At 69.2% G+C, this 26421-nt stretch carries 23 protein-coding genes; 8 read left to right on the top strand and 15 right to left on the bottom strand.

Annotated features, from left to right (window positions below; all coding sequences use genetic code 11):
* Positions 1–679: 679 nt before the first annotated feature.
* From E3T49_RS10595 to E3T49_RS10585, 3 genes are all read right to left on the bottom strand, one after another.
* Positions 680–2146, bottom strand: a complete 1467-nt coding sequence (locus E3T49_RS10595) for an amino acid permease (RefSeq protein ID WP_134424872.1) — start codon at positions 2144–2146, stop codon at positions 680–682.
* Between the two features lie 208 nt (positions 2147–2354).
* Positions 2355–3821 carry a phosphohexomutase domain-containing protein gene (locus E3T49_RS10590; protein ID WP_134424871.1) on the bottom strand — a complete coding sequence of 489 codons (1467 nt, stop codon included), beginning with the start codon at positions 3819–3821 and terminating at the stop codon, positions 2355–2357.
* Complete coding sequence (locus E3T49_RS10585) at positions 3818–4126, bottom strand: DUF3499 family protein (protein ID WP_134424870.1); 309 nt, start codon at positions 4124–4126, stop codon at positions 3818–3820. The genes E3T49_RS10590 and E3T49_RS10585 overlap by 4 nt, the downstream gene beginning before the upstream one ends.
* Positions 4127–4170: 44 nt before the next feature.
* Between E3T49_RS10585 and E3T49_RS10580 the strand changes: the two genes are divergently transcribed.
* The 3 genes from E3T49_RS10580 (at position 4171) to E3T49_RS10570 (ending at position 7364) form a co-directional block, all read left to right on the top strand.
* Positions 4171–4623, top strand: coding sequence for a metallopeptidase family protein (locus E3T49_RS10580; protein WP_134424869.1), 453 nt, complete (start codon positions 4171–4173; stop codon positions 4621–4623).
* 234 nt (positions 4624–4857) lie between these two features.
* Positions 4858–5532: a DcrB/PsbP domain-containing protein gene (locus E3T49_RS10575; RefSeq protein ID WP_134424868.1), complete on the top strand. Its 675-nt coding sequence runs from the start codon at positions 4858–4860 to the stop codon at positions 5530–5532.
* Between the two features lie 542 nt (positions 5533–6074).
* The gene (locus E3T49_RS10570) at positions 6075–7364 is read left to right on the top strand and encodes an HNH endonuclease signature motif containing protein (RefSeq protein WP_166785524.1); all 1290 of its coding nucleotides are present in this window, start codon (positions 6075–6077) and stop codon (positions 7362–7364) included.
* A gap of 99 nt (positions 7365–7463) precedes the next feature.
* Here the strand turns inward: E3T49_RS10570 and E3T49_RS10565 are convergent, their stop codons facing one another.
* Positions 7464–8861: a glycosyltransferase family 87 protein gene (locus E3T49_RS10565; protein ID WP_134424866.1), complete on the bottom strand. Its 1398-nt coding sequence runs from the start codon at positions 8859–8861 to the stop codon at positions 7464–7466.
* A 112-nt stretch (positions 8862–8973) separates the two neighbouring features.
* Here E3T49_RS10565 and E3T49_RS10560 point away from each other — a divergent pair, with 112 nt between their 5' ends.
* Together E3T49_RS10560 and E3T49_RS10555 are read left to right on the top strand one after the other, a co-directional pair.
* Entirely contained in the window at positions 8974–10299 is a 1326-nt protein-coding gene (locus E3T49_RS10560; RefSeq protein ID WP_134424865.1) for a molybdopterin-dependent oxidoreductase, read from the top strand.
* Positions 10296–10805, top strand: a complete 510-nt coding sequence (locus E3T49_RS10555; RefSeq protein ID WP_134424864.1) for a hypothetical protein — start codon at positions 10296–10298, stop codon at positions 10803–10805. The genes E3T49_RS10560 and E3T49_RS10555 overlap by 4 nt, the downstream gene beginning before the upstream one ends.
* On the opposite strand, the gene E3T49_RS10550 is transcribed toward E3T49_RS10555, so the two are convergent.
* The 3 genes from E3T49_RS10550 to E3T49_RS10540 are packed head-to-tail and all read right to left on the bottom strand — an operon-like array spanning position 10754 to position 12755.
* Entirely contained in the window at positions 10754–11449 is a 696-nt protein-coding gene (locus E3T49_RS10550; RefSeq protein WP_134424863.1) for a class I SAM-dependent methyltransferase, read from the bottom strand. The two genes, E3T49_RS10555 and E3T49_RS10550, sit on opposite strands and share 52 nt — an antisense overlap.
* A complete protein-coding gene (locus E3T49_RS10545; protein WP_134424862.1) occupies positions 11446–12087 on the bottom strand; it encodes a TIGR04282 family arsenosugar biosynthesis glycosyltransferase in 642 nt (213 codons plus the stop codon). Before E3T49_RS10545 ends, E3T49_RS10550 begins: the two co-directional genes overlap by 4 nt.
* On the bottom strand, positions 12084–12755 hold the full coding sequence (locus tag E3T49_RS10540) for a glycosyltransferase family 2 protein (protein ID WP_134424861.1): 672 nt from the start codon (positions 12753–12755) through the stop codon (positions 12084–12086). The genes E3T49_RS10545 and E3T49_RS10540 overlap by 4 nt, the downstream gene beginning before the upstream one ends.
* Positions 12756–12901: 146 nt before the next feature.
* Between E3T49_RS10540 and E3T49_RS10535 the strand changes: the two genes are divergently transcribed.
* Together E3T49_RS10535 and E3T49_RS10530 are read left to right on the top strand one after the other, a co-directional pair.
* A complete protein-coding gene (locus E3T49_RS10535; protein ID WP_134424860.1) occupies positions 12902–13648 on the top strand; it encodes a response regulator transcription factor in 747 nt (248 codons plus the stop codon).
* A complete protein-coding gene (locus tag E3T49_RS10530) occupies positions 13645–14823 on the top strand; it encodes a sensor histidine kinase (RefSeq protein ID WP_134424859.1) in 1179 nt (392 codons plus the stop codon). The genes E3T49_RS10535 and E3T49_RS10530 overlap by 4 nt, the downstream gene beginning before the upstream one ends.
* 34 nt (positions 14824–14857) lie before the next feature.
* Here E3T49_RS10530 and E3T49_RS10525 read toward each other — a convergent pair whose 3' ends face one another.
* The 8 genes from E3T49_RS10525 to manA all read right to left on the bottom strand — a co-directional run bounded on the left by E3T49_RS10525 (position 14858) and on the right by manA (position 25067).
* Positions 14858–15922 carry an NAD-dependent epimerase/dehydratase family protein gene (locus E3T49_RS10525; protein ID WP_134424858.1) on the bottom strand — a complete coding sequence of 355 codons (1065 nt, stop codon included), beginning with the start codon at positions 15920–15922 and terminating at the stop codon, positions 14858–14860.
* Positions 15919–16800, bottom strand: coding sequence for an MTAP family purine nucleoside phosphorylase (locus tag E3T49_RS10520; RefSeq protein WP_134424857.1), 882 nt, complete (start codon positions 16798–16800; stop codon positions 15919–15921). Before E3T49_RS10520 ends, E3T49_RS10525 begins: the two co-directional genes overlap by 4 nt.
* Positions 16800–18251 (bottom strand): DUF5719 family protein, encoded by a 1452-nt coding sequence (locus E3T49_RS10515; protein WP_134424856.1) that lies wholly within the window; start codon positions 18249–18251, stop codon positions 16800–16802. The genes E3T49_RS10520 and E3T49_RS10515 overlap by 1 nt, the downstream gene beginning before the upstream one ends.
* Complete coding sequence (locus E3T49_RS10510; protein WP_134424855.1) at positions 18241–21381, bottom strand: glycosyltransferase family 2 protein; 3141 nt, start codon at positions 21379–21381, stop codon at positions 18241–18243. The genes E3T49_RS10515 and E3T49_RS10510 overlap by 11 nt, the downstream gene beginning before the upstream one ends.
* A 78-nt stretch (positions 21382–21459) precedes the next feature.
* Positions 21460–21780 (bottom strand): WhiB family transcriptional regulator, encoded by a 321-nt coding sequence (locus E3T49_RS10505; protein ID WP_134424854.1) that lies wholly within the window; start codon positions 21778–21780, stop codon positions 21460–21462.
* A gap of 168 nt (positions 21781–21948) precedes the next feature.
* Complete coding sequence (gene galE, locus E3T49_RS10500; protein WP_134424853.1) at positions 21949–22920, bottom strand: UDP-glucose 4-epimerase GalE; 972 nt, start codon at positions 22918–22920, stop codon at positions 21949–21951.
* Positions 22921–23153: 233 nt separating this feature from the next.
* Complete coding sequence (locus E3T49_RS10495) at positions 23154–23513, bottom strand: hypothetical protein (RefSeq protein ID WP_134424852.1); 360 nt, start codon at positions 23511–23513, stop codon at positions 23154–23156.
* Between the two features lie 249 nt (positions 23514–23762).
* Positions 23763–25067 carry a mannose-6-phosphate isomerase, class I gene (gene manA / locus E3T49_RS10490; protein WP_134424851.1) on the bottom strand — a complete coding sequence of 435 codons (1305 nt, stop codon included), beginning with the start codon at positions 25065–25067 and terminating at the stop codon, positions 23763–23765.
* 132 nt (positions 25068–25199) lie between these two features.
* Between manA and E3T49_RS10485 the strand changes: the two genes are divergently transcribed.
* Positions 25200–26378: an acyl-CoA dehydrogenase family protein gene (locus tag E3T49_RS10485; RefSeq protein WP_134424850.1), complete on the top strand. Its 1179-nt coding sequence runs from the start codon at positions 25200–25202 to the stop codon at positions 26376–26378.
* The last annotated feature ends 43 nt before the right edge of the window (positions 26379–26421 follow it).

Below are 26421 nucleotides of genomic sequence, written 5' to 3'. Positions count from 1 at the left end.
CGCCGCCAGCGTTCGTCCTGAGCCAGGATCAAACTCTCCGTAAATGTTTGATTGCACGACCCGACCCTTCGACAAGCTCAGGGACCGAGACGGCACATCCAGTGTGACTGACCGCCGGAATAGGCGGACCAGACACAAGTTTGAAACTGACAGAACAAATCATTACTGACTTGCTTTGTTGTTTAAATGTTTTCCAAAGGAATCTCCTGACTCTTCACCGCTAGAAACGGATCCAAATCACGAGGTTTTTGGCATTTGACATTGTGCACGCTGTTGAGTTCTCAAGGATCGGACGCACCCGACTTCAGGCCCTATAATGGGCTGTCGCTTCGGGGCAACTTGTATAACTTACCTGCCCGGCCAGACCCTGTCAAATCAAGGCCGGCAGCCTGTTTCGAGTGCACTAAAGCGACTCACAACAACCACCAACCAAGCCATAACAAGAAGCCGGGGAGAGTTACTATCTTAGGCCTCCCCCGCACCGATCCGAAACGGATACACGCACTGGGCGAAGCTAAAAACTTTGGTTCCACGTGAGGCCGGGAAGCTCTGCGGCTTTCCGCACCTGTGGGGTACGTTTGAATACATTACGGTCCCCGCGCGGGGCCGTCAAAACCAGAAACCGCCCGGGCGTGTCACACCCCGAAAGGCAGAACGACCGGGCGGCATCCGCGCAGGTTTACTTCGAAACTGGTGTTTCCTCGCTGACAGTTACCGGCGTGGAGGCCTCGTCGGCCGGGACGCGCACCGGACCCAGGTTCCCGCGGTACTTCCACAGACCGATGCCCACCACGATGCCCGCCAGCAGCATCGACATCAGGAGTTCCTGGCGCGTGCGTTCCAGGATCGCCATACCCACGAGCAGGGCAACGATCGCGGCGATGGCCACCCAGGTGAGGTAGGGGAACGCCCACATCTTCAGGGACAGCCGGCTCGCGGCATCCGTACCCATGCGGCGGCGGAGCAGGAGCTGTGAGACGGCGATGACCAACCAGACGAGGAGCGCGATCGCGCCCGAGGTGTTCACCAGGAAGAGGAAGACAGTGTCGGGGTACAGGTAGTTCATCCCCACCGTGATGAACCCCACCACCGTTGACGACAGCACTGCACCGCGCGGAACGCCGCGGACGGAGATCTTGGACCACGCCTTGGGTGCGTCACCGCGCTCGGACAGGGAGAAGAGCATGCGGCTCGCGGTGTAGAGACCCGAGTTCAGGCAGGAGAGCACGCTGGTCAGAACGATGATGTCCATGATCGTGCCGGCCCCCGGGATTCCGTAGAGCTCGATCACGGCGACATAGGGGCTCTTCGCCACGGAGGCGCTGTTCCAGGGGAGCAGCGTGACGACGATGGCGATGGAGCCGATGTAGAAGACCAGGATGCGCCAGACCGTGGACTTGACGGCCTTCTTGACGGCGTCGACGGGGTTCTCGGATTCGCCGGCCGCGATGGTGGCGATCTCCGCACCGAAGAACGAGAACACGACCACGAGCACACCGCCGAGCACAGCGCCGCTGCCGCTGGGGAAGAACCCGCCGTTGCCGGTGAGGTTGCTCATACCCGGCGCTGCGACCCCGGGCATCAGCCCGATGATGGCCACGACACCGAGCAGCAGGAAGATCGCGATGGCCGCCACCTTGATCGACGCGAACCAGAACTCGAATTCACCGAATATCTTGACGGAGGCGACGTTGGTGAGCGTGAGGAGCACCATCAAGATCAGCGCCCAGACCCACTGGTCCACTTCGGGCACCCAGCGGTGCACGATCGCAGCGCCGGCCGTGGCCTCGATCCCGAGCACGATGATCCAGAACCAGGCGTACAACCAACCGATGCTCAGCCCGGCCCAGCGACCGAGGGCCTTGTCGGCGTAGCTGGAGAATGATCCGGTTTCCGGATGCGCCGCAGCCATTTCGCCCAGCATGCGCATGACCAGGATGACGAGCAGCCCGGCGAGGGTGTAGGCCACCAGGATGCCCGGGCCGGCTTGCTGGATCGCCGCGCCCGAACCGACGAAGAGGCCGGCGCCGATCACTCCGGCGATGGCGATCATCGAGAGGTGGCGCGGTTTGAGGGTCTTGGCCAGGTGCCGTTCTCCCCCGCTCTGCTCTGCGGATGAAGGTTCTGTGTCCGTCAGGTTGGCCATGTCACTCCTGTTTCAGTGGGAACCAGCCGCCGCGACGGTGCGGTCGGCCTGGATCCGTTGGGGATCGTGAATCCGTCGGGAATCGTGGATCCGTGGGGATGCGTGTGTCAGCGTATGTCACCCGAACAAGGGCGTCGAAACCGACACGGGGGCCGAAACGTGCTCGTAACCTGAGCTTTACACCTGACGCCGCCGGGACCTGGCAGGTCTACGCCCCCTGGATCAGAGCCAGAGCCTCGTCGCGGATGCGCACCATCACCTCGGGGGTGGCGGCCTCCACCGTGAGGCACAGAACCGACTCCAACGCCGGCTGCTGCCCCGGCTCCATCGCTTCATCCGACGTCGCCAGGCGCACGTTCAACCACCAGAACGCTTCATCGGCGCTCGTCATCCCGGTGACCGTGAGACCGTCGAACTCCTCGAAATCGGCGTCTCCCATCCAGGTGTCGACGATGCGCGCATACACCGCGGGCACGCTCTCGACCGAGCAGCCGATCTCGCCGGAATGGGAGTAGGGCAGGGCATCCGTCGCCAGTTCGGACAGTGGGCGGGGCTGGGAGCCGACCTCCGCGAGCACCTGCAATGCCGCGAGCAGGCCGCTGTCTGCGGACCAGAACGAGGGGAAAAAGTAGTCGCCGGAGTGACCGCAGCCGAAGACGGCGCCTGTCGCGCGCAGCTCGGCCCGCATCAGCTCACCGCCGACCGGCGTGGGGAGCGCATGGGCGCCGGCGGCCTCGATGGTCTCCGGCACCACGCGGGAGACGGTGTGGTCGTACAGTACCGACAGGTCCTGACCCGGGTTCTCGGCACGCGCCCGCTCGATCTGACGCCGGCAGAGGATGGCCCCGATCGCGGACGGGGCCACGACGGAACCGGTCTCATCGATCACGACACAGCGGCCTGCGTCGGTGTCGAACCCGAGTCCAAGGTCGGCATCGTGCTGAATCACGGCGTTCTTCAGGTCGACGAGTGTGGCCGGAGCAGCCAGGTCGACCAGGTGCGGCTCGGGGTCGGGGGTGAACGGGAGGGAGACGACGGTGACGGGCAGGGCGATCGCTTCTGGTGCTGTCGCGTTCGGGTTGCCGAGAACAGCCGGGGCGCTGGCCGAAGCCGCCCCGCCGCCGGCGTCGACCACGACGGTGAGCGGGCGGATGCCGCGGAGGCCGACCAGAGCGCGCAGGGCCGCCGCGTAGTCAGCCAGAAGATCGAGCTCACGCCGGCCGCCGGGCACGGTCACCGGCATCGGTCCGTCGGCCAGATACGCAATGGCGCGGTCGCGGATGGCCCCGAGCCCGTGGTCCAGGCTGACCTCCAGCGCGCCCGCGCGCAGCACGGTCAGCGCTGCCCCGGCACCCGGCGGAACGGAGATGAAGGCGGCCGGGGCGTTGAGAGTGCCCGAGCCGAAACGGATCTGGTCCGAGCCGCACCTGCCGAGGTCGACGACGGTCGCACCACGCGACTGCGCACCGCGCGTGAAGGCGGCCACGAGATCCACCGGCTCGCTCCCGGCATACCCGATGAGCACTTCGCGGCTCTGCGCGCCGACCTCGTCGACGAAGGCGGCGGCCAGGGCGGCCACCAGATCGGCGGTCAGTGGTGCGGCGGCCGTGCCGCGCACCTCATGCGGGCCGACGACGGCGGCGAGGCGAGCGGCGGCATCCGTCGGGGGCGTCACGCTTCGGCTCCGTCGGATTCGGATTCGGATTCGGATTCGGACGCGGACGCGGACGCGGATGCGGACGCGGACGCGGATGCGGACGCGGATGCGGACGCCGGCTCGCCCGGCGAACGGAGCCGCATCAACTGCCAGCCCTGCGGGGCTGTGGTGAGCCTGGCGTGGCGGGCGCACAGGTCGAACGTGTGGGGCTCCCGCTGAATGGCAAGCGGACCGAGCACGGCCATGGCGTCGACGTAGTCGAAGGTGAGTGTCGCGGCGGATTCCTCCGGGCAGGCGACGCGGGAACAGGGCCTGAATGACATTGCCTACAGGCTACCCGTTCGACCAGCCGAACTAGGATGAGGTTATGTCTCGAGCTCGCCCTTCCGCAGCGTCGACCCCGGCCCCCGTTCAGCGTGGTCGCGGCCGGGACCGGCACGGCCGGGGCATCCGCAGCTCGGTCACCGGTCCGTACCTGCCGCCGTTGCAGACCCGGATCGACACCTTCGACATGACCGTGGCCTCGACCGTCGACTACCTGCGATCGGTCCTGCCGGACCAGCTCTCGGACGTGACGTTCGAGGTGGCCGCGGGGCCCGCCTCGGTTCTCCCGGGGATCGGCGTCGAACGGTGGACCGTGTACCCCGCCGAGCGTCGGGTGCTGTTCTACCGCCTGCCGATCCAGCGCCTGACTCGGCTGCACCGCGATGACGACCTGCACCGCCGGATGGTGATCGAGAGCTGCGTGTTCCGCGCGATCGCCGAACTGCTCGGCAAGGACCCCTGGGATCTGGCCCCGGATCGGTTCCGGCACTTCTAGGTCTGCCCTCGGCTGCCCTTTCAGCATTTTCGGCTGACGCAGCACTCCCGCGTACTCCTATTGCGACCGGGTTTTCCAGGTCGCTTTTTTGTGCCCGAACCGAGCTATCACGGGCCTCCCAAAGGAATCTGCAACCAATTCGAACTAATTCCAAACCGTTTGACGGAGGGGACCGAACCTCATTCAGCACCAAGAACCCGCTGAATCCCAACCACAGACACGAAGGATTTCCTCATGCGCAAGCTCACCAAGACCACGCTCAGCCTCGCCACCGCGGGCCTCCTCATCGCCGGCCTCGCCGCCTGCTCGACCACCGCCGATGCGACCGCCCCAGCAGAGAGCAACTCCTCCTCCGAGGAGGCGACCCCCAAGGCCGTCGCCTCGATCCCCGCGCTGTCAGGCGTCGACACGTCTGTTCTCCTCGACGCCGACTTCGCCGCGGCTTTGACCAGCCTCGGCCTCACCCCCGGCACCGTGGGAACCGCGACCTTGACCGACGGCAGCCTGCACTTCCCGATCACCGGTGGAAACGTCGACTACTACGACCCCGAAGAGGACTACCGCCCCTACGTGCAGGGCTCGATCGAGCACGAGGGCTCCGGCTTCTCCCTGACCGCCGGCGAAACCGTGGTCGAACTGACCAACTTCACCATCGACCCCGGCACCAGCAAGCTTTTCGGTGACGTGAGCGTCAATGGCGAGTCTGCTGCCACTCAGGTTCTCCTCTTCAACCTGTACGGCGGAACGCTCAAGCCGCTGCAGATGGACGGCGACAACGCCATCCTCGAAGGCACCACCGTGCACATCTCCGCTGAGGCTGCCGGCCTGCTCAACGACACGTTCATGACGGATGCCGTCGCTGACCAGCTCCTGGTGGGCATCGCGAAGATCACGGTCGCCACCAAGTAGAACCCCGAGTCTGAAGGGCTCGCTGCGCTCTCGCGCAGCGGGCCCTTTCGTGTTGCTCCGCGGTGGTCGAGCGTGTCGGTGGTCGAGCGTGTCGGGACCCAGTGGTCGAGCGTGTCGAGACCCGGTGGTCGAGCGTGTCGAGACCCGGCGGACGAGCTTGTCGGTGGTCGAGCCTGTCGAGACCCGGTGGTCGAGCCTGTCGAGACCCAGTGGTCGAGCCTGTCGAGACCCGGTGGTCGAGCCTGTCGAGACCCGGTGCGCCACTGCCTGGAGGCCGCCCCTGGGCATCCGTCGTCGCGCCAATCGCGGAGATTTTCGCAACACGCCGCACGGGCGGCCACGAATACCGGCGTTTCGCGAAAATCTCCTCCGTTAGGTGACGACGGATGCCCGCGCCCGGCGCCGCGACGGATGCCCGGCGGCACCCCCTGGCGACCGCTTCTCGTCCTCCACAAACCGGGTTTGATCGGGTTATCCACAGGGCGCCGTGGGGTGTCGGCCGGGGCCTCTGAATGTCAGTGGTCGCCCGTAACGTGTCCCTCATGAAGACCTCGTACAGCGAGCAGCAGCAAACCCTCGGGCGTCACTTCGACGTCATCCGGGAGACGCAGGCGGACTCCGCACGGGTGGCCGCACGCCTGGCCGAGCAGGTCGATAAGGCGCGACGCTGCGCCGAGGCCGGCGCGACCCAGGCCGCGCGGGCTGCGCCGGTCGCCGGGGTGCCCCTCGCCCGGTGGGACGCCGCAATGATCGCCGAACGGGAGTTCGTGACCGAGCTGGCCTGCACCCTGCGGCTGCCGGTTCGTTCGGCGGAGACTCTGATCGCCGAAAGCCGGACCCTGATGGAGGACCTGCCGGCAACGCGGGCCGCGTTGCAGGCCGGGTCGATCACGTATCGGCACGCGCAGGCCATCATGCACCAGGCGTGGTCGCTACCCGCGGAGGCACTACCCGGGTTCGAACAGGCCCTCCTGCGATCCGCACCCCATCTGACCGTGGCGAACCTGAAGTACAAGGCGCGCGTGATGCGGGAACGGCTGCACCCCGAAACGATCACCGCTCGGCACCAGAAATCCGTCGCCGACCGGCGGGTGGTCTTCGAACCCGAGGCCGACGGGATGGCGTCACTGTCCTGGGTCGACTCGGCGGAAAAAGTGAAAGCAGCGTACGACCGCATCACCGTGATGGGGATCAGCTTGCTGGCCCCCGACGAGCCCCGCACCCTGACCCAGCTGCGCGCGGACACCTTCGCGGACCTGATCCTCGACGGGGTCACCGCGAAAGGTGTCGGCAAGGGCATCCGCGGCACCGTTCATGTCACCGTCCCGGTGATGACCCTCCTCGGCCACTCGGAGGAACCCGGCCATTTGGAGGGGTATGGGCCGATCGACCCCGACACCGCCCGGGAGATCGCGGCCCGGGCGCCGAGTTTCATCCGAATCCTCACCCACCCGGAGACCGGAGTGGTGCTGTCCGTCGGCCGCACCCGCTACAAGGTGCCGAAACACCTGAGACGGTACCTGCGGGTGCGGGACGAAACCTGCCGGTGGCCGGGCTGCCGCCGGGCCGCGGCGCATTCCGACCTCGACCACACCCTCGACTGGCAATTCGAAGGCCCCACCGCGCACGACAATCTTGCACATCTGTGCCCGGCCGACCATGCGCTGAAATCCGAAACGCGGTGGAGTTACCTGCACCTGGCCGACGGAACGTTGAAGTGGACCTCGCCGACGGGGCGCACGTTCGTCAGTGAGCCGGCCACGATCATCCGTGCACCGGAAACAGCGCGACCACCGCGACAGCCGGACTCGGAGGAACCGGCGCCGTTCTGAGCCGGGGTTTCGAGCGGGGTTTCGACAAGCTCAACCACCGGGTTTCGACAGGCTCAACCACCGGGTTTCGACAAGCTCAACCACCGGGTTTCGACAAGCTCAACCACCGGGTTTCGACAGGCTCAACCACCGGCGGCTGAACACACGCTGCGCAATGCCGGGACGGGCGCGGTGGATCGACATGACGACGATCACGACGATCGCCGTCATGATGGCCACCCGGGTGAGGGGAATCGACGGCACCAGCAGGCGCAGCGTGAGTGCCATCGGCACGAGGAGCCACTCCCAGCGTCCGCTGAGGGCGATGAACGGCAGCAGCAGCAGGGCGTACCAGGAGTAGCGGGGGCTCAGAATGAGCAGCGCGCTTCCGATCATGACGAGCTGACCCAGCCAGGGCTGGTCGGGGTCCGTCTTCCAGATCACGAACACGGCAATGACGGTGAGCAGCACCCCGGCGACGATGACGGCGGAACCTCCCGGAGCGATCAGCGAGAGCAGGGCGAAGCGGGTGCCGTCCTCGTACCCTTCCTCGGAGAGGTAGCCGGGCAGATAGCCGAGCACCCCGATGCCGGTGGTCAGCACATACGGCACGTACAGCAGGAGGAACGTCGCCACGGCGGCCACGGTCACCTTCCAGCCCTGGCGGCGCAGCATCGCCGGGGCCGCGAGCACGGGAATCAGCTTGGTCGCGATCGCGGCGCCGAGCGCAATCCCGCCGGTCCAGTAGCGCCGGCCGGTGACCAGGAACACGGCCGCCAGCGTGAAGACCACCCCGAGCATGTCCACGTGGGAGTTGGTGACCGCCTCCGTGGCCACGAGCGGGCACCAGGCCCACAGCGCGGCGAACCGCTGGTCGATGCCACGACGGCGCATCCCGACCAGAAGCATCACGGTCGTGCCGACGCTGAGCAGGAGGCCCGTGAATTGGAGCGGCCAGTATTCGGCCTCCGGGCCGGTCAGTACGCGCACTCCGGCGAAGAAGATCTCGGCCGCCGGCGGATAGATCGTGGGCACGCCGGTACGATTCAGCGCCGAACAGAGCAGATCCCCGGACTGCGTCTTCTGCGCGGTCTGGATGCGTTCGCCGACGCATTCGAGATCACCGGACTCGGTCAGCTCCGGTGCCGGGAACAACCAGTCCGGGCGCAGGTCATCGAGCCGGTCGTCGGCCGGTGTGTAGGCATACGGCGAAATGCCCGCGGTGGCGACGATGCCGTCCCAGGCGTAGCGCGCGGAATCCGTGCTGGTGTTGGGCGGCCCGACCATGGCCGCGGCCCCGATCCCGACCGACCCGGCCAGAATCAGCACGACCACGGCCCGGCCCCGCACCCCGCGCAGCGCCAGAACGGCGAGCGCGAACAGCAGCCACAATGCGGCGGTGCAGATAACGAGGGGCACGGTGTCGCGCCCCGGCTTGAACAGGTCGTAAGCGAGCACGCTGAAGGCCGTCATGGCCGCACTGGCGGCGAGGAGAAGGGAGACAACAGCGATTCGCACACTGCCATCCTGACGGACCCCGGGCAGACGTGCCCCATCGACCCGGGTGGGCGTCACCGGACCGTAAGGATTACGCCGCCTTCCGGGGCCGCCCGGATGATGCAATGGATCCATGAGGCGAATGATGTACGAGGCACAGCGCGCGCTGGCCTCCCCGGTGCGCAATCCCCGGATGGCGGTCGTGATCGGTCGCCTGCTCGGCGTCGCGTTCATCCTCTGCTTCGGAACCGGCCTGTACAGCCACTTCCTGCAGGAGCCGCTGGCGTGGATGCGGTTTCCCACCCGGCCCGCCCAGCTGTACCAGTTCACCCAAGGCACCCACATCGTGGCCGGCATCGCATGCTTCCCGCTGCTGCTGGCCAAGCTCTACATCGTCTTCCCCGATCTGTTCCAGTCCCCGCCGGTGAAGTCGTTCCTGCATTTACTCGAGCGCGCATCGATCGCCCTGTTCGTGGGCGCATCCCTGGTGCAGATCACCATCGGGCTGCTCAACACCTATCAGTGGTACCCGTGGCCCTTCCCGTTCCGCGAGGTGCACTACGCCCTCGGCTGGGTGCTGGTGGGATTGCTCGTGCTGCACATCGGCATCAAGCTGCCGACCATCACCCGGTACTGGACCCGGGAAGCCGACACCGAGCGGGGTGACACCGAGCATGAGGCAACGGATGCCGCGGGCGAGGTCACAACGGACGTGGACGCCGAGCAGACCGTCCGCCGTGACGCGGCCAAGGGAGAGGCCGTGCGACTCTGGGGCAGCCGGCGACCGTCCGGAGTGACGGGCCGGGTGATCGCCTGGATCGACGACACCCCCACCGCGCAGAAGCCGGCCCCGACGCCGGCCGTGAGCCGCCGGGGCTTCCTCACCACCGTCGGAATCGCCTGTGCCGCCGTCGTGGGGCTGACTGCCGGCCAGACCTTCGCCCCGCTCGACGCGCTGAACGTGTTCGGTCCGCGCAAGAAGGGCGTGGGGCAGCAGGGCGTGCCGGTGAACCGCACCGCCGAAGAGGCGAAGGTCACCGCGAGCGCCACCGCCGCCGGCTGGGTGCTCACCCTCGCTGCCGGCGAAGCGGAGCGCAGCTTCAGCCGCACCGAGCTCGAGGCCATGCCGCAGACCGAGGTGGAGCTGCCCATCGCCTGCGTCGAGGGCTGGAGCCAGCTTGCGGTCTGGCGCGGGGTTCGCCTGTCGCACCTGGCCGATCTGGTCGATGCTGACCCCGGCGCATCCTTTTGCCTGATCAGCCTGGAGGAGCGCGGCAGTTTCAAGAAGACCGAGATGGGGCCGGAGTACGTGCGGGACCCGCTGACGTTGGTGGCGCTCGAGCTGAACGGAGAGACTCTCGACCTTCAGCACGGCTATCCGGCGCGCATGATCGCCCCGGGACGCCCCGGGGTACTGCAAACCAAATGGCTGAGCCGGATCGAGGCGATCACCGCATGAGCAGCACAGGAACGAACACAGCCGCCGCTCTCCCCCGCGCCGCTGACGAGCGACGGATGCGCGTGGCCCGCACCGTGCTGATCCTGATCGGCACCGCCGGGCTCCTGTTCGGCCTCTACGTGCTGTTCGACACCGTGCGGGTGAACCGTCTGCCCGGGGTGGCACTGTGGATCGGCGCGGCAATCGTGCTGCATGACGCCGTGGTGGCGCCCCTGGTCTTCTTCGGCGGTCTTCTGCTGCGCCGGGCGGGACGACGGGTCGCCGGCACGATCGTGCTGGTGGTTCAGGGCGCCATCGTGGTCGGCTCGATCATGACACTGATCGTGGTGCCCGCGTTCGTCGCCCAAAGCCTCACCCCGAACAACCCGAGCATCCTGCCGCTCGACTACGGCCGCAACCTGTCCCTGTTCTGGCTCGGCGTTGCCCTGGTGGCGACGGCGGCGTCAGCCCTGCTCTACGCGCGGAGCAGACGCGCGAACCAGCGGCCGTCCAGCCGCCAGTCCTGAGCCACGACGAGTCCGGCCGCGCCGGCACGGTCGCGAAGCCCGTTGATGCCGATTTCCGCCCAGGGGAACACGGCGCTCTGGAGCCCGGTTGAGTCCTCGATCGTGCCGAGGTAGCTGTCGTCCCTGGCCGCATCGTGGCTCAGCTCGACCAGAAGCACGCCGTCCGGCGCCAGCAGTTCGGCGCAGCGAGCGAGGAGAGCGGATGCGTCGCCGCCGATTCCGATGTTGCCGTCCACCAGCAGCGCCGCCGCCCAGTCGCCCTCCCGCGGCAACGGGTCGAACACGCTGCCCTGCAGCACGCTGAGGCCGGCGTCGGCAGCCATCCGAACCGCCGTCGCCGAGACGTCGAGTCCGAGCGCGGTCAGGCCGCGGCCCATGGCCGCTCGCACCATCCGCCCGGGACCGCAGCCGATGTCGAGCACCGGTCCGGTGATTCCGTCGAGCAGGCGGAGGTCGGTGTCGTCGGCGTCCGCGCTCCACCGGCCGGCGTCGATCGTGGCCGGTTCGCCGGAGACCGCGCGGCGAAGGTAGAGCACGTTGTCGGAGTTCCGCAGGGCGGCGGCGTAGGGTTCCGCACCGCCCGCGCCGAAGGTGGTCGGTTCGGGGGTCCACTCTCCCTCGAGTCGTGCGGCCAGCGCCGTCATCGCGGGCCGTCCGTCGCGCTCGGCGCCATCATGGCCGCCAGGGCCCTGGCGAATCCGCCGTGGGGTGCGATCTGCGCGACCCGGTGGGCGTCGTCGATGGTGTCCACGTCGGTGAGCGTCGGCAGCAGGCTCACCCGGAGCCCGGCATCCGTCAACCGTTTCAGCTGACGCGCGCCCGTGTCACTGCGAGACATCGGCACGCCCCGGAGCAGGTCACCGGTCGGGTCGTTCAGGCCCAGGGTCCAGAAACCGCCGTCGTTCGCGAAGCCGAACCAGGCATCCACGTCGTCGGTCCAGTCGGTGAACACGGGTTCGAGCAGGGACTTCGTCAGCTGCGGTGTGTCCATACCGACCAGCACGGTCGGGCCCTCGCAGGCGTCGAACACGGCAGCCAGCCGCAGATCGAGCGTGCCTTCGGCCTGGGGCAGGATCTCGTAGCCGGCCGCGGCGCGCGGCGGAATGACCCCGTCGAAGGCCAGGATGCGACGGCTCGCCGGCAGGGAGGCGAGCGCACCGAGGGTGTCGTCGAGGCTGGCCGCCGCCAGTTCGGCAGCCTGCTCGAGACTCAGCGGCGGGTGCAGCCGGGTCTTCACCCGGCCGGGAAGGCATTCCTTGGCGATCACCACGATGGTCGTCATCGGTTCGTCTCCCGAAGGAGGGCGGACATGTCCTTGACCGCGGTGAGGGTTCCGCGCACGGTGCCGGTCACCTTGCTGCGACCGACCCGCGGGGCATAGGAGGTGTCCACCTCGAGGATGCGCCAGTTCGCCTCCGCCGCCTTCAGGAACATTTCCAGCGGATAGCCGCTGCGGCGGTCCCGGAGGTCGAGGTTCAGCAGGTCGGTGCGGCGCGCGGCGCGCATGGGGCCGAGGTCATGGATTTTCACACCTGTTATTCGGCGCAGACGCCAGGACAGACTGGAATTGGCCATGCGGGCGTGCAGCGGCCAGGATCGAGCGATCGCGGGACGGCGGCGACCCAGCACGAGATCGGCTGTCCCGTGCGATACCGGTCCCACCAGCGCCGGCAGCTCGGCCGGGTCCATGGAGGCGTCGGCGTCGCAGAACGCGACGATCGGCGCGGTGGCGGCCAGCAGGCCCGCATGTGCGGCGGCGCCGAACCCGCGGCGGGTTTCGGGCACGACCAGGGCTCCGGCTGCGGCTGCGATCTCCGCCGAACCGTCGGTGGAGCCGTTGTCGACGACGATGGCCCGATACCCCTCCGGCAGGCGCGACAGCACCCAGGGCAGGGCGCCGGCCTCGTTCAGGCACGGCAGCACGAGGTCAACCTGGACAGGCGTGGTCACGCGCGGTCCTCGGGGATCGGAGTCATGATTCGACACTATGGGGGCCGGACCGGCCGAAACAACCGAAGAGATTACGGACTGAGGAAGGATTGCCGTCGCGGGCCCCGACCTGCTCTGTGTGCCGCCCGCGGCTCTATCCTGAATTCGTGCCTTCTTCCCAGCTCCCGGGCGATTCGCGCCCGACCGCCGACCTCCGCGTCCTCGTCGTCGACGACGACCCGACGGTGTCCGAAGTCGTCTGCCGCTACCTCCGGGCCGCCGGGTTTCTGGTCGATGAGGCGTCGGACGGCCAGGCGGCACTCGATATGGCGGAGCGGCTGCGACCGGATCTCGTCGTGCTCGACCGGATGCTGCCGCTCCGGGACGGGATCGAGGTGTGCCGTCGCATCCGTGGCGACTGGGAGATTCCGGTGATCATGCTGACCGCCCTCAACCAGGAGGACGACCGCATCGACGGCCTCGAAGCCGGCGCCGACGATTACCTCACCAAACCGTTCTCTCCCCGCGAACTCGTGCTGCGGGTGCAGTCGGTGCTGCGCCGCAGCGTCTCCGCGGTGGTGCCGGCCGGCCTGATCACGGTCGGCGAGTTCAGCCTCGACGCCCGGGCGCACGAGGTGCGGCTGCGCGGCGATCCGTTGGTGCTCACCACTCGCGAATTCGACCTGCTGGCCTATCTGATCGGACGCCCGCACGAGGTACTCAGCCGGGAGGACCTGCTCCGCTCCGTCTGGGGCTGGGAATTCGGTGACCTGTCCACGGTGACCGTGCACGTGCGCCGGCTACGCGAGAAGATCGAGGCCGACCCGGCCCAGCCACGGATGCTGAACACGGTCTGGGGGGTCGGCTACCGGTTCGACCCGGTACCCCTGACGCTCGCGGGGCGGCCGTCATGACCCCGGACGTGCTCCTCGCGGTGTCGCTGTTCGCGCTGGCCTGCGCGGTGATCGTGGGGGCCGCCGGCCTGCTCGTGCTCCGGCTGCTCGCCCGCTCATCGCTCGTGCTGCAGCTGATGGTCGTCGCCCTCGCCACCGTGGTGTCGGTCGTCGGCGGGATGGCGGCGGCGGCCTCGCAGATGTATGTGTCCCGGCATGACCTCACGGTCTTCTACTCGGTGGCCGGTGTCGCCGGACTGGTGTCGCTGGCGATGGCCGCGGTGCTCGGCCGCCAGCTCGCTCGCGACAGCCGCACCCTGCGTTCGGCCGCGGCCAGCATCGGACGCGGGGAACGCGTCGCGGCTACCGACCGGCACAGCAACAACGAGTTCACGGCGCTGGCCGGCGAGCTGGCCGCGACCGGGGAACGTCTGGCCGAATCCCGCGCCCGCGAGAACCAGATCGAGGAGTCACGGCGCGAACTGATCACCTGGATCTCGCACGACCTGCGCACGCCGCTCGCGGGCATCCGGGCCATGGCCGAAGCCCTCGAAGACGGGATGGTCGAGGACCCGCACCGGTATTACACGCAGATGCGCGGGCAGGTGGACCGGCTCACGGGCATGGTCGACGACCTGTTCGAGCTGTCGAAGATCCACTCGGGCACCCTGCGCCTGACCCTGCAGCCGGTGTCGCTGTACGACCTGATCAGCGACGCGGTGGCCGGGCTCTCGCCGATCGCCCAGGCCAAGTCGCTCGATCTGCGTTTCGCCGGGGAGACCGGCCTGACCATCCTCGCCGACCCGCGCGAACTCTCCCGCGTGGTCGGCAATCTCGTGATGAATGCGATCCAGCATTCGCCGGCCGGCAGCCCGATCGTGGTCTCGGTCACGGCGAGTTCCTCGTCGGGTGCCGGGTCGGGTGCCACGGCCACCGAGCACGCCGTGATTTCGGTGACGGATGCCGCGGGCGGCATCCCGGAGCGCGACCTCGGCCGGGTCTTCGAGGCCGGTTGGCGGGCGAGCGGTCCGCGCACCCCGGCGGCCGAGCCTCTGGGCAGCGGCGGTGCGGGCCTCGGCCTCGCGATCGTGCAGGGGATCGTGCGGGCGCACCACGGCGAGGTGCGGGTCTTCAACGTGGCCGACGGCTGCCGGTTCGAGGTGCTGCTGCCGCAGCATCCGCTCGTCGCCGACTGAACCCGCGCGACGAGACGGGGGTGGGCGCCGGGCGCTACCGGGTGACGGCGGCGCGCAGGGGCGCGGTCGCGAAGGAGCGCATGCCGTCGTCGAAGGAGACGGCGGGCACCCAGCCGAGCTCGCGGCGCAGCCGCTCGGACGACGCCGTGATGTGCCGCACATCGCCGAGCCGGAACTGGCCGGTCACGACGGGGGCCGGACCGTCGGTGGCCCGGCTGAGGGCCCCGGCCATCTCGCCGATGGTGTGCACGACGCCGCTGCCCACGTTGAACGGGCGGAAGGTGGACGGCTCGGCGCCCGCGGTCCAGTCGAGGGCGGCGAGGTTCGCCGACGCGACGTCGGCGACGTGCACGAAGTCGCGGCGTTGGCGGCCGTCCTCGTAGACGCGCGGAGCCTCCCCGCGTTCCAGGGCCGAGCGGAACAACGACGCGACGCCCGCGTAGGGCGTGTTCTGCGGCATCCCCGGTCCGTACACGTTGTGATAGCGGAGGGCGACGGCCCGGCCGCCGGTGGAACGGGCCCACGCCGACGCAAGGTACTCCTGCCCCAGCTTGGTGCTCGCGTAGACGTTGCGCGGGTCGAGCGGGTCGTCTTCAGACACCAGCAGCGGCTCGAGAGCCTCGCCGGTGACCTCGTCGACGGGGTCGAACACGCCCCGCAGCAGGTCGGCCTCGCGGCGGGGACCCGGCCGGGTGAAACCGTCGGGGCCGCGGTAGCTGCCCTCCCCGTAGACCACCATCGAGGAGGCCAGGACGAGCCGGTCGATGCCGGCCGACGTCATCGCGGCGAGCAGCACGGCCGTGCCGACCTCGTTGCTGTGCACATAGTCGGGGGCGTCGGCGAAGTCGACGCCGAGGCCGACCTTCGCGGCCTGGTGACAGACGACATCCGTGTCGCGGAGGGCGAGCGCGACGACGGATGCGTCGGTCACGTCACCGACGATCACGTCGACACCCGCGGGAAGAACGGGAAGGCCGCCGTGCACGTCGCTGCGGAGCGAGTCGAGCACCCGCACCTGCCAGCCGCGGTCGAGGGCGCCGGCGACGATGGCGCCGCCGATGAAGCCGGCGCCGCCGGTGACGAGCAGGCGCCGGGTCACGCGCGGTGTCCGGCGGAGGCTGGGTTGCCGGCGGGAAGCGGCGGCCCGCCGAGCACGGCGCGCACCTGCTCCGGGTCGATCAGCTCACGCGGCGCGTACTCGTCCGGCAGGGCGCGCAGGATGCCGTCGATCGCGGCGAGGATGCGCGGCTGGGCAGCCCGCAAGCGTTCGAAGACCAGCCCGGCGGAGACCGCGTCCGGATCGGCGGCGGCGTCGTCGACGGCGGGAGCCAGCCCCGCATCGGAGTCGGTGACGAAGGACAGATTGACGGTGCCCATGTTGAGCTCGGCAGCCAGAACGACCTCCGGGTACTGCGTCATGTTGACGGTGTGTGCCCCGACGGCGCGGTACCACAGCGATTCCGCCCGGGTCGAGAACCGCGGCCCCTGGATCACGATGCAGGTTCCGGTGGGCGCGAAGTCCTCGCCGAGAGCCTCGAGCGCCCCGATGGCCAGGCGCCGCAGGGCCGGGTCGAACGGGTCGGCGGCGGCCAGGTGCGCCACCGTCCCCTGGTCGAAGAAGGTGTCGGCGCGGGCCGAGGTGCGGTCGATGAACTGGTCCGTCACGACCAGGCGGCCCGGCGGGTATTCGGGGCTGACGCCGCCGACTGCCGACGAGGAGATCACGGCTGTGACGCCGAGCGACGCCAGCGCCCAGATATTGGCCCGGTAGTTGATCAGGTGCGGCGCCACCGAGTGGTCTCCTCCGTGCCGCGGCAGGAAGGCGACACGTTGCCCGGCCCGCACGCCGATGGTGATCGGCGCCGAGGTCGGCCCATAGGGCGTGGCGACGTCGACGGATGCGTCGATTCCCCCGTCGAAAAGACGGTACAGACCGGACCCGCCGATGACGGCGGTTCGAACGTCAGCGATGGCCATCAACGCGGGTAGACGCGGATCGGGGCGGCCAGAGGGCCGGCCTGGCTGAGCGCGAACGCCGCGAGCAGGCCGTCTCCGGAGTAGGCCACGGAGGCCACGGTCGAGTCACCGCCGGTGACGACGTACCGCTCTGCCACGGCGACCGCCAGGGTGGCCGCTCCGCCGGCCGGAACCGTCACCGAGAGAGGTTCGCCCTGTTCCGGGGCGACCGCGTAGGTCGCGTCCGAGCTGCCGGTGTTGACCAGGTTGAGTTGCGGCGACGGGCCGTCCGCGGTCGCCACCAGGAACTCGTCGGTGAGGGAATCCGACGACGCGAACCAGGAGAAGTCGCGGCCCGCTGAGCCCGCTGCCGAGCTCTGCGCCGCCGCCACGATCGGCTCGCTCGCGGTCAGTTTCAGCGAATAGGTGCCGGTGGCCAGTCCGGTCAGAGGCACCTCGGTGGCCACTCCGGGCTGGATGTCGACCTGAAGCGACGAACCCCCGGCCTGACCGGAGGCATCCGTCACACCGATCTGCACCGTGGCCGGCTCCGTTCCGGGCACGAGCACCCGCACGCTCGTCACGTCGTCGGCGAGGCCGCCGACCTCGGTGGCAGCATCCGCCCCGGTTCCCGCCGTCACGAGCACACCCGCGATGACCTGCGAATCGGCTGGCCCGCTCGAGACGCCGATGAGGTCGACGCCGCCGGGTTCGAGCCCGCGCACGATGCTCTGCTGGAGAGTGGCAGCCACCTGGCCGCCCTGCGACTCCATGTGCACGACGGGCGACCGGAGGTTGGGGGCCAGCCCGGCGAGGGAGACGACGCGCTGCGAGCCCGGCTGAACGAGGATGCCGGTCGAACCGGGCGCATCCACCTCGCCGGTCTCGCCGAAAACGGTCAGGTCGACGGTGGCGACGACCGTGGTGGGATTGCTGAGCAGCACGAGGCTGGTGCGTCCCACGTCGGTGGACCCGCCGACGAGCCAGCTGTCACCGGCCGCCTCGCCGCAGCCCGCAACGGCCAGCCCGCCCAGCGTTTCCCCGGCCGCAGTCTGGGATTGGCTGCCGGCGACCAGAGGAGCCGCCGCGGATCCCGGCGGTGTCGGCACGCGCAGGAGCAGCGGAGCGCCGGAGGTGTTCGCATTGTCGGGGGCCGCCAGGTCGGTGGCTTCCGGCTGGATCCAGTCGGCGTCGGCCGCTGCCTGCCGTGCGCCGAAGACGGCTGCGGCCGCTCCGACCGAACTCACGGACTGCGCCTGGCTGGAGTCTTCGGCCCGGGTGAGGAGCGGCCCCGGGCAGACCCGCTGCTGCTCGCTGGGCGTCGGCGACACGATCACAGACGACGGTGTCGCGTCCACGGTGGGCCAGTCGATCAGCCCGGCGGCGCCGACGGATGCGACGATGACGCCGATACCGACCAGTCCGGCCACGGCCCGCGCCCCGAAGAGGGCTGCTGCGCGTTTACTGGGCATGGTCGTGTTCCTCCGAACGGGATGCAGGGGTGCCGGGGTCTCCGGTGCTGTCGTCGGCGGCAGCGGTATCGGACGCGGCCGGTGCGGTGCCAGTGTCGGTGCCGGTGTCGGTGCCGGTGTCGGTTGAGGAAGGATCGGCGGGGGTGCCGTCGGACGGGGCAGCGTGGATCACCGCGTCGGGTCCGTCGGGCGCCGCGGCGGGTGCATGGCCCGTTTTCTTGCGGGCTGCGGCCTTCGCGAGGCGCTTGCTCTCCTTGGTTCGGGCCTTGGCCGTATTACGGATGGCGTCCCGGCTGGCCTGCCGTACCGCTTCCGGACCGGCGCCGGTCGGCAGGGACAGAAGCACGGTGGCGCCGACCACGAGAACGGCGATCAGGAAGAACACGAACCCGAGGGTGCCACCGGCGTTCGCCGGGATGGCGCCGTTCTCGGCCGTGGCGACCGGGGCATCCGTCACCTCGTACTGCCAGAGCCGGCCGAAGACCGTGTCGCCCACAGGGGCGAGCGCGGCGTTGCCGTCGAGGGCGGTTGTCGTGCGACCGAGGGTTTCGGCGGCTTCCGGGGTGGCCGATTCCGCGGCGCCGGGGCTGGTCACGGTGACGGCGGCCGGGCGGAGCAACACGAAACGGATGCCGAAGTCGGCCAGTCCCGCCGCGCCGTCGAGCCCGCTGCGCGACGCGAGATTGCCGGCCAGCGTGGCCAACTCCTCCTCGCGTGCGGACAGGGACGAGTCGGTGCTGCTGAGGGTGGACTGGGCGTTCAGGGTGGCGCCGGATCCGCGCACGATGGTGGCAAGGATTCCACCGTCGGGCTGAGGAACGATCTGCAGGGTGCCGACGCGGGCATCCGTCTGCGCCTCAGCGCTGACGAACGCGGGCTGGGTGCGGTCGATGCCCTCGCGAACCACGCTGGTGCCGAGCGGCAGGGCCGCGACCAGGGGTGCCACCACGATCACCAGCGCGACGATCGCGGTGACGGCCGGTGCGATCGCGAAACGGCGCATCCCGCGCAACGCGAAGACCACCGCGCCGATCAGGCCGAGCCAGTAGAGGCTGAGGCCGGTACCAGCCCAGATCGCGGCCGTCTGGCCGCCGATCGCGGTGAGGTGCAGCTGGCTCGCGGCGATGGCCGTGGCCGCGCCGAGCAGGGCGGTCAGCAGTGAGAAGCTCGCACCGCGGGCGCCGGGCAGGAACAGGGCGAGCACGCCGAGCGCGGCGAGCGGCACCAGCAGTACCGGCACGAGCACGAAGGCGTCGACGCCGGGCAGGCCGAGCGTTTCGAGCAGCGGGGTCCAGCCGCCGAGCTGGCCGGTCGGGAAGCCGAGCAGCAGCTGCCACACCGACACGTCGGGTCCCGGCAGAGGCACGCCCGGGTCGGCAAGGAGGGCCAGCCAGTTGCCGCGCAGACCCTGGTCCCAGATCAGCGGCGCCGCCAGGGCGAGGGCAGGCAAGGGGATTCCGATGAACCGCATCCCGCTGCGACCGCTGACCAGCATGGCGATCAGCCAGACCACGAGGAGCGCGGGCGCGAGCGACGGGGCTGCGGCCACGATCGCGGCGAAAAGGAGGGCTGCGGAGGCGGAGGCCGACCAGGATCGGGCGGCCATGAACCCGGCGAAGAAGAGCCACGGCAGCAGCAGGTGCACGAGGATCGCGGCCGGCCGGCCTGCCGCGAGGGCGCTGAGGAAGGTGGGCGCGAGCATCCAGAGCACGGCGGCGATGGCGCGGATGGAGGCGCGCTCGGAGAGCCGGGTCGCAGCCAGCCAGGCGCCGAGGGCGGCCAGCGGCAGGGCCAGGAAGTAGAGCAGCACGAGGGAGAAGGAGGGTGCCCAGAAGGTGAGCGAGCCGATCACGGCCAGCACCGAGGCGAACGGGTCGGCGCCGCCGACGAAGCCGAGGCCGATGTCGCGCCAGCCGTAGCCGATGCTCTGCCAGAGTTCGGCGGGAGTGGAAGCGAGGGGCAGCAGACCGCCGCCGGTCAGGGTGCGGGCGCCGATCAGAGGCGCGAGGACGATGAGTCCGGCGACCAGGGCGGCGAGAACGGTCCAGGCGCCGCCGCCGGAGAGGAAGCGGATCTCGGGCACCTCAGGGTTCACACCGGTCAGGCTGGCTTCACGCCGGAGGGCCTGGCGTCGTCGCACCTCGGCCGCGGGCACGCGCAGCGACGCGATCGAACTCCAGCCCAGCGTGCGGGTGGCCCCGAAGCGGCGCCGGGCTGCGCGCACCCGGAGGCCGCTGAAGGCGGTGGCGAACGCGGCCGAGTACTCGCCCGGGATGGCGCCCGGCTCCTTCTGCAGGAGCTGCACGAACGAGCGCAGCACCGCGAGGGGAACCATCGCCAGCCAGTGGAACGGGATCATCCAGCCCGGAGAGTAGACGAGGCGGCGATGCAGTTGCGCGGCCCGCATGGTGCGCAGCCTCTTGCGGCGGGCGCGGCCCCGGGAGGAACCGCTGGCGCCGGCAATACCGTCGCCGGCCGTGGCCACCTGGGCCGCGGCGACGCCGGAGACGCGGTAGCCGGCCATCCGCACCCGAACGCAGAAGTCGAGGGAGTCGTCCGCCGACGGCAGCGCCGGGTCGAAACCGCCCAGTTGCTGCCAGACGATGTGGCGCACCAGCATTCCCCCGGCACTGACGCCGAGCACATCGCTCATACCGTCATGCTGGCCCTGGTCGAGTTCGCTCTCCACCAGGGTGACGGTCGTCCCGCCGGGCGTCAGGGACTGGCCGAAGTCATGGATGTAGTCGCCGGCGTCCCAGTGCATGACCTTCGGACCGGCCACGGCGACGGATGGTGCGATCTCGAGTTCGCCGAGCAGGGCCGCCAGTGCACCAGGCTCGGGCGCGCTGTCCTGAGCGAGGAGCCACAGCATCTCGCGGTCGGATTCCGGGGGCGCGACGACCCGGACGGCCGTGGCGATGGCCTCGCCGAAGCTGAGTGCGGCATCCGCAGAGATGTAGTGAGTCGGGCCGTAGGCAGCGAGAAGCTCCGACGTCTGGTCGGTCGAACCGCAGTCGACCATGATCACGACGTCGGGCTGGCGCGTCTGGCGGCTCAGCGCCTCGAGGGTTCTCTTGAGGTGTTTCGCGCCGTTACGGGCGACAAGGATGGCGGTGACTCTGGCATGCATATGGAGAACAGCCTAAGTGGATCGGGCCCGATACGGGGCAATGTTGAGGGCGAGCCTCGAAACCGCAGCAGATCCTGCCTAGCTGGCGCGCTTGCGCAACTTGCGGCGCTCCCGCTCGGAAAGCCCACCCCAGATGCCGAATCGTTCGTCGTTCGCCAGCGCGTACTGCAGGCACTGGGTTCGCACCTCGCACGACGAGCAAATCTTCTTGGCATCGCGGGTCGACCCGCCCTTTTCCGGAAAGAATGCCTCCGGGTCGGTCTGCGCGCAGAGCGAATCCGACTGCCACGACAAAGGATCACCGTCGCCCGCATCTGTGCGAACACCGGGTACGCCGAGACGGACCGGATCTACGAACCAGTCCTCCGGTACCCCGGCACGAGACTCTGATAGCGCCATATCGTCATCCACCCCACTGCAAAATGTGCCCCAAAATTACGCGTCAGCCCTAATTACAGCCGTGTAATTCCTTGCCGTCAAGTCGCAGATAGTAAACCCTCAATATTCGCTGGAGAGTTTCGACTCGCCCAAGAGCGCAAATCGTTCGGATTTGTTTGGTCGCCGCGGCTACCCGGTGACGGATGCCGCCTGTCGGGATTCCCAGGCGCTCCGCACCATTTCGCTCAGCGTGTGGCGCATGACCCAGTCCAGATCGCGGGCGGCAAGGTCACCGGAGGCGACGATCCGGTCGGGGTCCCCGGCGCGGCGCGGGCCGATCACGGGCTCGAAGTCGATCCCGGTCACGGCGGACACGGTCGACATGATTTCGCCCACCGACACCCCGTCGCCGCTGCCGAGGTTGTACACGGGCAGCACGGGCGTGCCGGCGTCGAGTCGGCGAGCCGCCGCAACGTGCGAGACGGCCAGGTCGGCCACGTGGATGTAGTCGCGCACGCAGGTTCCGTCGGGGGTGGCGTAGTCGTTGCCGTTGATGCTCGGTGTGCGTCCCTCCATCAGGGCGTCGAAGACCAGGGGGAAGAGGTTGTGCGGGCTGGTGTCGCGCAGGTCGAGCGCACCGGAGCCGACCACATTGAAGTAGCGCAGTGCGGTGTAGCTCAGCTCGGCGGCGACGGCCTGGTCGCGCAGCAGCCACTCGCCGATCAGCTTCGACTCCCCGTAGGGGGATTCGGGGCTCTTCGGGGTGTCCTCGGTGACCAGGTCGGTGTGCGGGGTGCCGTAGACGGCCGCGCTCGAGGAGAACACCATCCGTTTGACCTGGGATTCCTGCATGGCCGACAGCAGCGTGGCCATGGCCGTGACGTTCTGCTCGTAGGTGTGCAGCGGACGTTGTACCGAGACGCCGGCGTACTTGTAACCGGCCACGTGCACAACGCCGGAGATGGTGTGCTCGGCGAACGTGCGCATCAGCAGATCGCGGTCGAGGATCGTGCCCCGAATGAAGGGAACCCCGTCCGGCACGAAATCGGCGTGCCCGCTGGAGAGGTCGTCGATGACGACCACCTCGATGCCTTCCTCGAGGAACGCACGAACGATGTGGGAGCCGATGTAGCCGGCGCCTCCGGTGACAAGCCAAGCCATCTGAACCTCGCAAGATCTGACGGCAATAGGGCACTGCCGCCCCACAAGCCTAGCCTCCGGCAGAGGGGTCGATCCGGGATGTCGGCGCGGCCGGTCGTCGGGGACGGGAGACGGAGGATGGTGCCGGTGCCGGTGCCGGGCACCCGGGCTGCCCGGGCGCCCGTGTGGGCGAGTGGCAGCGGATGCCGCAGCGGGACCGACCGACCGCTAGCCGACGCGGCGACGGGCCCGGGTCATCCGTTCAGGGAATGGCGGGAATGCCGGCGAGGGTTTGCGCAGGTAGTCGTCCTCGAGTTCCGTCGCCGCAATCCGCGCGCGGCACTGGGCACGCTCACGTGGAGTTTGGCGGTGGTCGGGGTCCAGATCCCGTAGGACTTCAGACTGCTCAATCCGGTCAGCCACCCGCCGATCCGGAACGCCTCGATTGCCGACGGCGGCGCCCACGGCACGGAGTACCAGCCCTTGCGCACCCGGACGATCGTTCCCCGGCTCACCTCAGCGCGGAGATGACCATCGCTCCAGCCTCGGGCGCGGAGTGTGGCGCGCTTGACGAAGAGTCCGTGGTCGACGATGTCCCTGGCGAGCGTGCGCATGGCCCGAAGCCTCGCAGCGTGGATCGACCCGCGGCGCGGCATCCGTCACCCTGTGCACAGCGCGCCGCCGTCGCAGTCTGGGGAGGTCCCGCCGTTCCCGATTGCAGGCACGCACGCATCCGAACGAACCCGACACGGCACGGCACGGATAACGAATCCGACGGAGAATTTGCTGCAGATGGCCCGGAAACCGGTGAATACCGGGTTTTCGGCCAAAATCTCCGTCGAATTGGTGAGGGGCGGGACGGGCTAGGGGGTCGTGGCCAGGAAGACGTCGCCGACACCGGCGAAGGTGAGCGTGCCCTCGTCGGGCGTGATGTAGACCGACTCGCCGCGTTTGAGGGCGACGGATGCCCCCGCACCGGCCACGAGGAATCCCCCGGCCGTGCAGATGGCGATGGCGGGTCCCGTCAGCGTGAACTGCCGCATCGGCACCCCGCCGTCAGCGCCCGACGCGGCCGCCGCCTCCGCCGCGATGTGCACCAGCACGAAGTCGTCGACGTCGGGGTGGTACTCCGAGACGCCCGGCGACGACACCACCGGCGGCAGGTACGGCACGGGCAGCGGGGTGAAGTCGAGCACCTCGAGCAGCTCGTCGACGTCGATGTGCTTGGGGCTCAGCCCACCGCGCAACACGTTATCCGACGAGGCCATCAGCTCCACGCCGAGGCCGGACAGGTAGGCGTGGATGTTGCCGGCCGGCAGGTACAGCACCTCACCGCGCTTCAGCGACACCCGGTTCGTCAGCAGCGAGATCACGATGCCGGGGTCACCCGGGTAGGCGCGGGCGAGATCCCGCACGGTGGCGAGTTCCAGCGGGTAGTCGAGGATCGCACCGTCTGCGGCCAGCTCGGCCGCGCTCTCGGCGAGCGCGACCACCCGTTCCACCAGCCAGGCCACCTCACCGGAGTCGCCGCCGCGACCGTCGCGGAGCAGCCAGTCCACGCAGTCGCGCAACGCGTCGTCGCCCAGCAGCCGGCGCTCGAGTGCGTCGAGCGCGCCGGGTTGCGGGTTGTCCGAGGCCACGTCCAGGGCCCGGAATTCACCCAGGATGCCGCGGATCTCGCGCAGTTCACGGAAACCGCACAGCACCTCGAACGTCTCGCTGAGGGCGAAAATGAGTTCGGGCTTGTGGAACGGGTCCCGGTAGTTGCGGTCCGCCGCATCCGTCGGAATGCCTGCCGCGTTCTCCAGGACGAAGCCCGTGCGTGCGCGCTCCGACGTCGGATGCGCCTGCAGCGAGAGCGGGCTCTGGGCCGCGAGGATCTTCAGGAGGAACGACAACCGCGGCGCGGCAGGCGAGGCCGGCGCGCCGAGCGGTGCGCCCAGCGGGGCACCCAGGGCGGCCTCCGGCGACGCCGTGATCCAGTCCAGCAACGTGGTGTGGCCGCCGACCTGCGCGGGGTCCGTGATGACGCTCGGCGAACCTGGGTGCGCACCGAGCCAGAGTTCGGCTTCGGGCTTGCCCGACGGGGCGTAGCCGAGCAGACCCGCGATGGCGGTGGTCGAACCCCAGGCATAGTCCCGCGGCGAATTGGTGATGCCCACAAACATGGCGCTCTCCTGCACTCTTCGGTTTAGACCAAACTACCAACCGCTTTCAGCGCGTCGACCCGGCGATCTAGGCTGCGAAGATTCGCCGACCGCCGCAAGCGAGGCCGTCGCCACCCTGCAATGGAGCACCTGATGACCTTCGAGCTACTTCCCAGCGACTTCTACGGCTACGAGAATCTGCTGACCGATCAGGAGAAAACCGCGCTCAGCAATCTGCGCGCCTACCTCGAGTCCGACGTTCGCCCGATCGTGAACGGATGCTGGGAGCGCGCCGAGTTCCCGTCCGAGGTCGTTCGGCCGCTGGCGCAGCTCGGCGCGTACTCGTTCAGCTGGCCCGAGACTCGCCCGTTCGAGAACTCGGCGGTGTTCCGCGGCTTCGTGGCCCTCGAGATCGCGCGCGTGGACGCATCCGTCGCCACGTTCGTCGGGGTGCAGAACGGACTCGCCTGCGGCACCATCTCGGCGACGGGGTCGCAGGAGCAGCGCGACGAGTGGCTGCCGCGTCTGGCGAGCGGCGAGCTCGTGGGCGCGTTCGGACTGACCGAGCCGCTCTCCGGCTCTGATGCCGCGCAGGGCCTGCGCACGACGGCCACCCGCACGGGCGACACCTGGCTGTTGAACGGCGCCAAGCGCTGGATCGGCAACGCCACCTTCTCCGACGTCACCATCATCTGGGCGAAGGACACCGCCGACGGCATGGTCAAGGGCTTCATCGTCACCACCGACACCCCCGGCTACAGCGCCACCCGGATCGAGGGCAAGATCAGCCTGCGCTCGGTGCAGAACGCCGACATCGTGCTCGAAAACGTGGTCGTGCCGGAGAAGAACCGTCTGCAGAACGCGAACTCGTTCAAGGACACCGCCAAGGTGCTGCGCCTGACCCGGGCCGAGGTGGCCTGGGCGGCCGTGGGCACGTCGATCGGCGCCTACGAGGCCGCCGTCGCCTACGCGAAGGAGCGCGTGCAGTTCGGCAAGGAGATCGGCGGGCACCAGCTCGTGCAGGACCTGCTGGTGAAGTCGCTCGGCAACATCACGGCCAGCCTGGGCATGGTGGTGCGGGTCTCGCAGATGCTCGACGAGGGCAGCCAGCGCGACGAGCACGCAGCCCTGGCCAAGCTCTACACGACGGCGCGGATGCGCGAGACGGTCGCCTGGTGCCGCGAACTCTTCGGCGGCAACGGAATCGTTCTCGACTACGACGTGGCGCGTTTCTTCTCCGACGCCGAGGCCGTGTACTCCTACGAGGGCACCCGCGAGATGAACACCCTGATCGTGGGGCGCAGCATCACCGGCCAGGCCGCTTTCGTCTAGCCGAGCCGGCGACTGCGACGGATGCCGCGGCGCAGGTTGTGGA

Source organism: Cryobacterium cryoconiti (assembly GCF_004403065.1).
Taxonomy (GTDB): Bacteria; Actinomycetota; Actinomycetes; order Actinomycetales; family Microbacteriaceae; genus Cryobacterium; species Cryobacterium cryoconiti.
Note: the sequence above shows the minus strand (reverse complement) of the source record. Positions and strands in the feature narration are given on the sequence as shown.

Excerpts from the sequence above, each read along its gene's own strand:
- E3T49_RS10595 (WP_134424872.1), bottom strand. The coding sequence starts at position 2,146 with ATGGCCAACCTGACGGACACAGAACCTTCATCCGCAGAGCAGAGCGGG.
- E3T49_RS10585 (WP_134424870.1), bottom strand. The coding sequence starts at position 4,126 with ATGTCATTCAGGCCCTGTTCCCGCGTCGCCTGCCCGGAGGAATCCGCC.
- E3T49_RS10580 (WP_134424869.1), top strand. The coding sequence starts at position 4,171 with ATGTCTCGAGCTCGCCCTTCCGCAGCGTCGACCCCGGCCCCCGTTCAG.
- E3T49_RS10575 (WP_134424868.1), top strand. The coding sequence starts at position 4,858 with ATGCGCAAGCTCACCAAGACCACGCTCAGCCTCGCCACCGCGGGCCTC.
- E3T49_RS10570 (WP_166785524.1), top strand. The coding sequence starts at position 6,075 with ATGAAGACCTCGTACAGCGAGCAGCAGCAAACCCTCGGGCGTCACTTC.
- E3T49_RS10560 (WP_134424865.1), top strand. The coding sequence starts at position 8,974 with ATGAGGCGAATGATGTACGAGGCACAGCGCGCGCTGGCCTCCCCGGTG.
- E3T49_RS10555 (WP_134424864.1), top strand. The coding sequence starts at position 10,296 with ATGAGCAGCACAGGAACGAACACAGCCGCCGCTCTCCCCCGCGCCGCT.
- E3T49_RS10550 (WP_134424863.1), bottom strand. The coding sequence starts at position 11,449 with ATGACGGCGCTGGCCGCACGACTCGAGGGAGAGTGGACCCCCGAACCG.
- E3T49_RS10545 (WP_134424862.1), bottom strand. The coding sequence starts at position 12,087 with ATGACGACCATCGTGGTGATCGCCAAGGAATGCCTTCCCGGCCGGGTG.
- E3T49_RS10530 (WP_134424859.1), top strand. The coding sequence starts at position 13,645 with ATGACCCCGGACGTGCTCCTCGCGGTGTCGCTGTTCGCGCTGGCCTGC.
- E3T49_RS10520 (WP_134424857.1), bottom strand. The coding sequence starts at position 16,800 with ATGGCCATCGCTGACGTTCGAACCGCCGTCATCGGCGGGTCCGGTCTG.
- E3T49_RS10515 (WP_134424856.1), bottom strand. The coding sequence starts at position 18,251 with ATGCCCAGTAAACGCGCAGCAGCCCTCTTCGGGGCGCGGGCCGTGGCC.
- E3T49_RS10510 (WP_134424855.1), bottom strand. The coding sequence starts at position 21,381 with ATGCATGCCAGAGTCACCGCCATCCTTGTCGCCCGTAACGGCGCGAAA.
- E3T49_RS10505 (WP_134424854.1), bottom strand. The coding sequence starts at position 21,780 with ATGGCGCTATCAGAGTCTCGTGCCGGGGTACCGGAGGACTGGTTCGTA.
- galE (WP_134424853.1), bottom strand. The coding sequence starts at position 22,920 with ATGGCTTGGCTTGTCACCGGAGGCGCCGGCTACATCGGCTCCCACATC.
- E3T49_RS10495 (WP_134424852.1), bottom strand. The coding sequence starts at position 23,513 with ATGCGCACGCTCGCCAGGGACATCGTCGACCACGGACTCTTCGTCAAG.
- manA (WP_134424851.1), bottom strand. The coding sequence starts at position 25,067 with ATGTTTGTGGGCATCACCAATTCGCCGCGGGACTATGCCTGGGGTTCG.
- E3T49_RS10485 (WP_134424850.1), top strand. The coding sequence starts at position 25,200 with ATGACCTTCGAGCTACTTCCCAGCGACTTCTACGGCTACGAGAATCTG.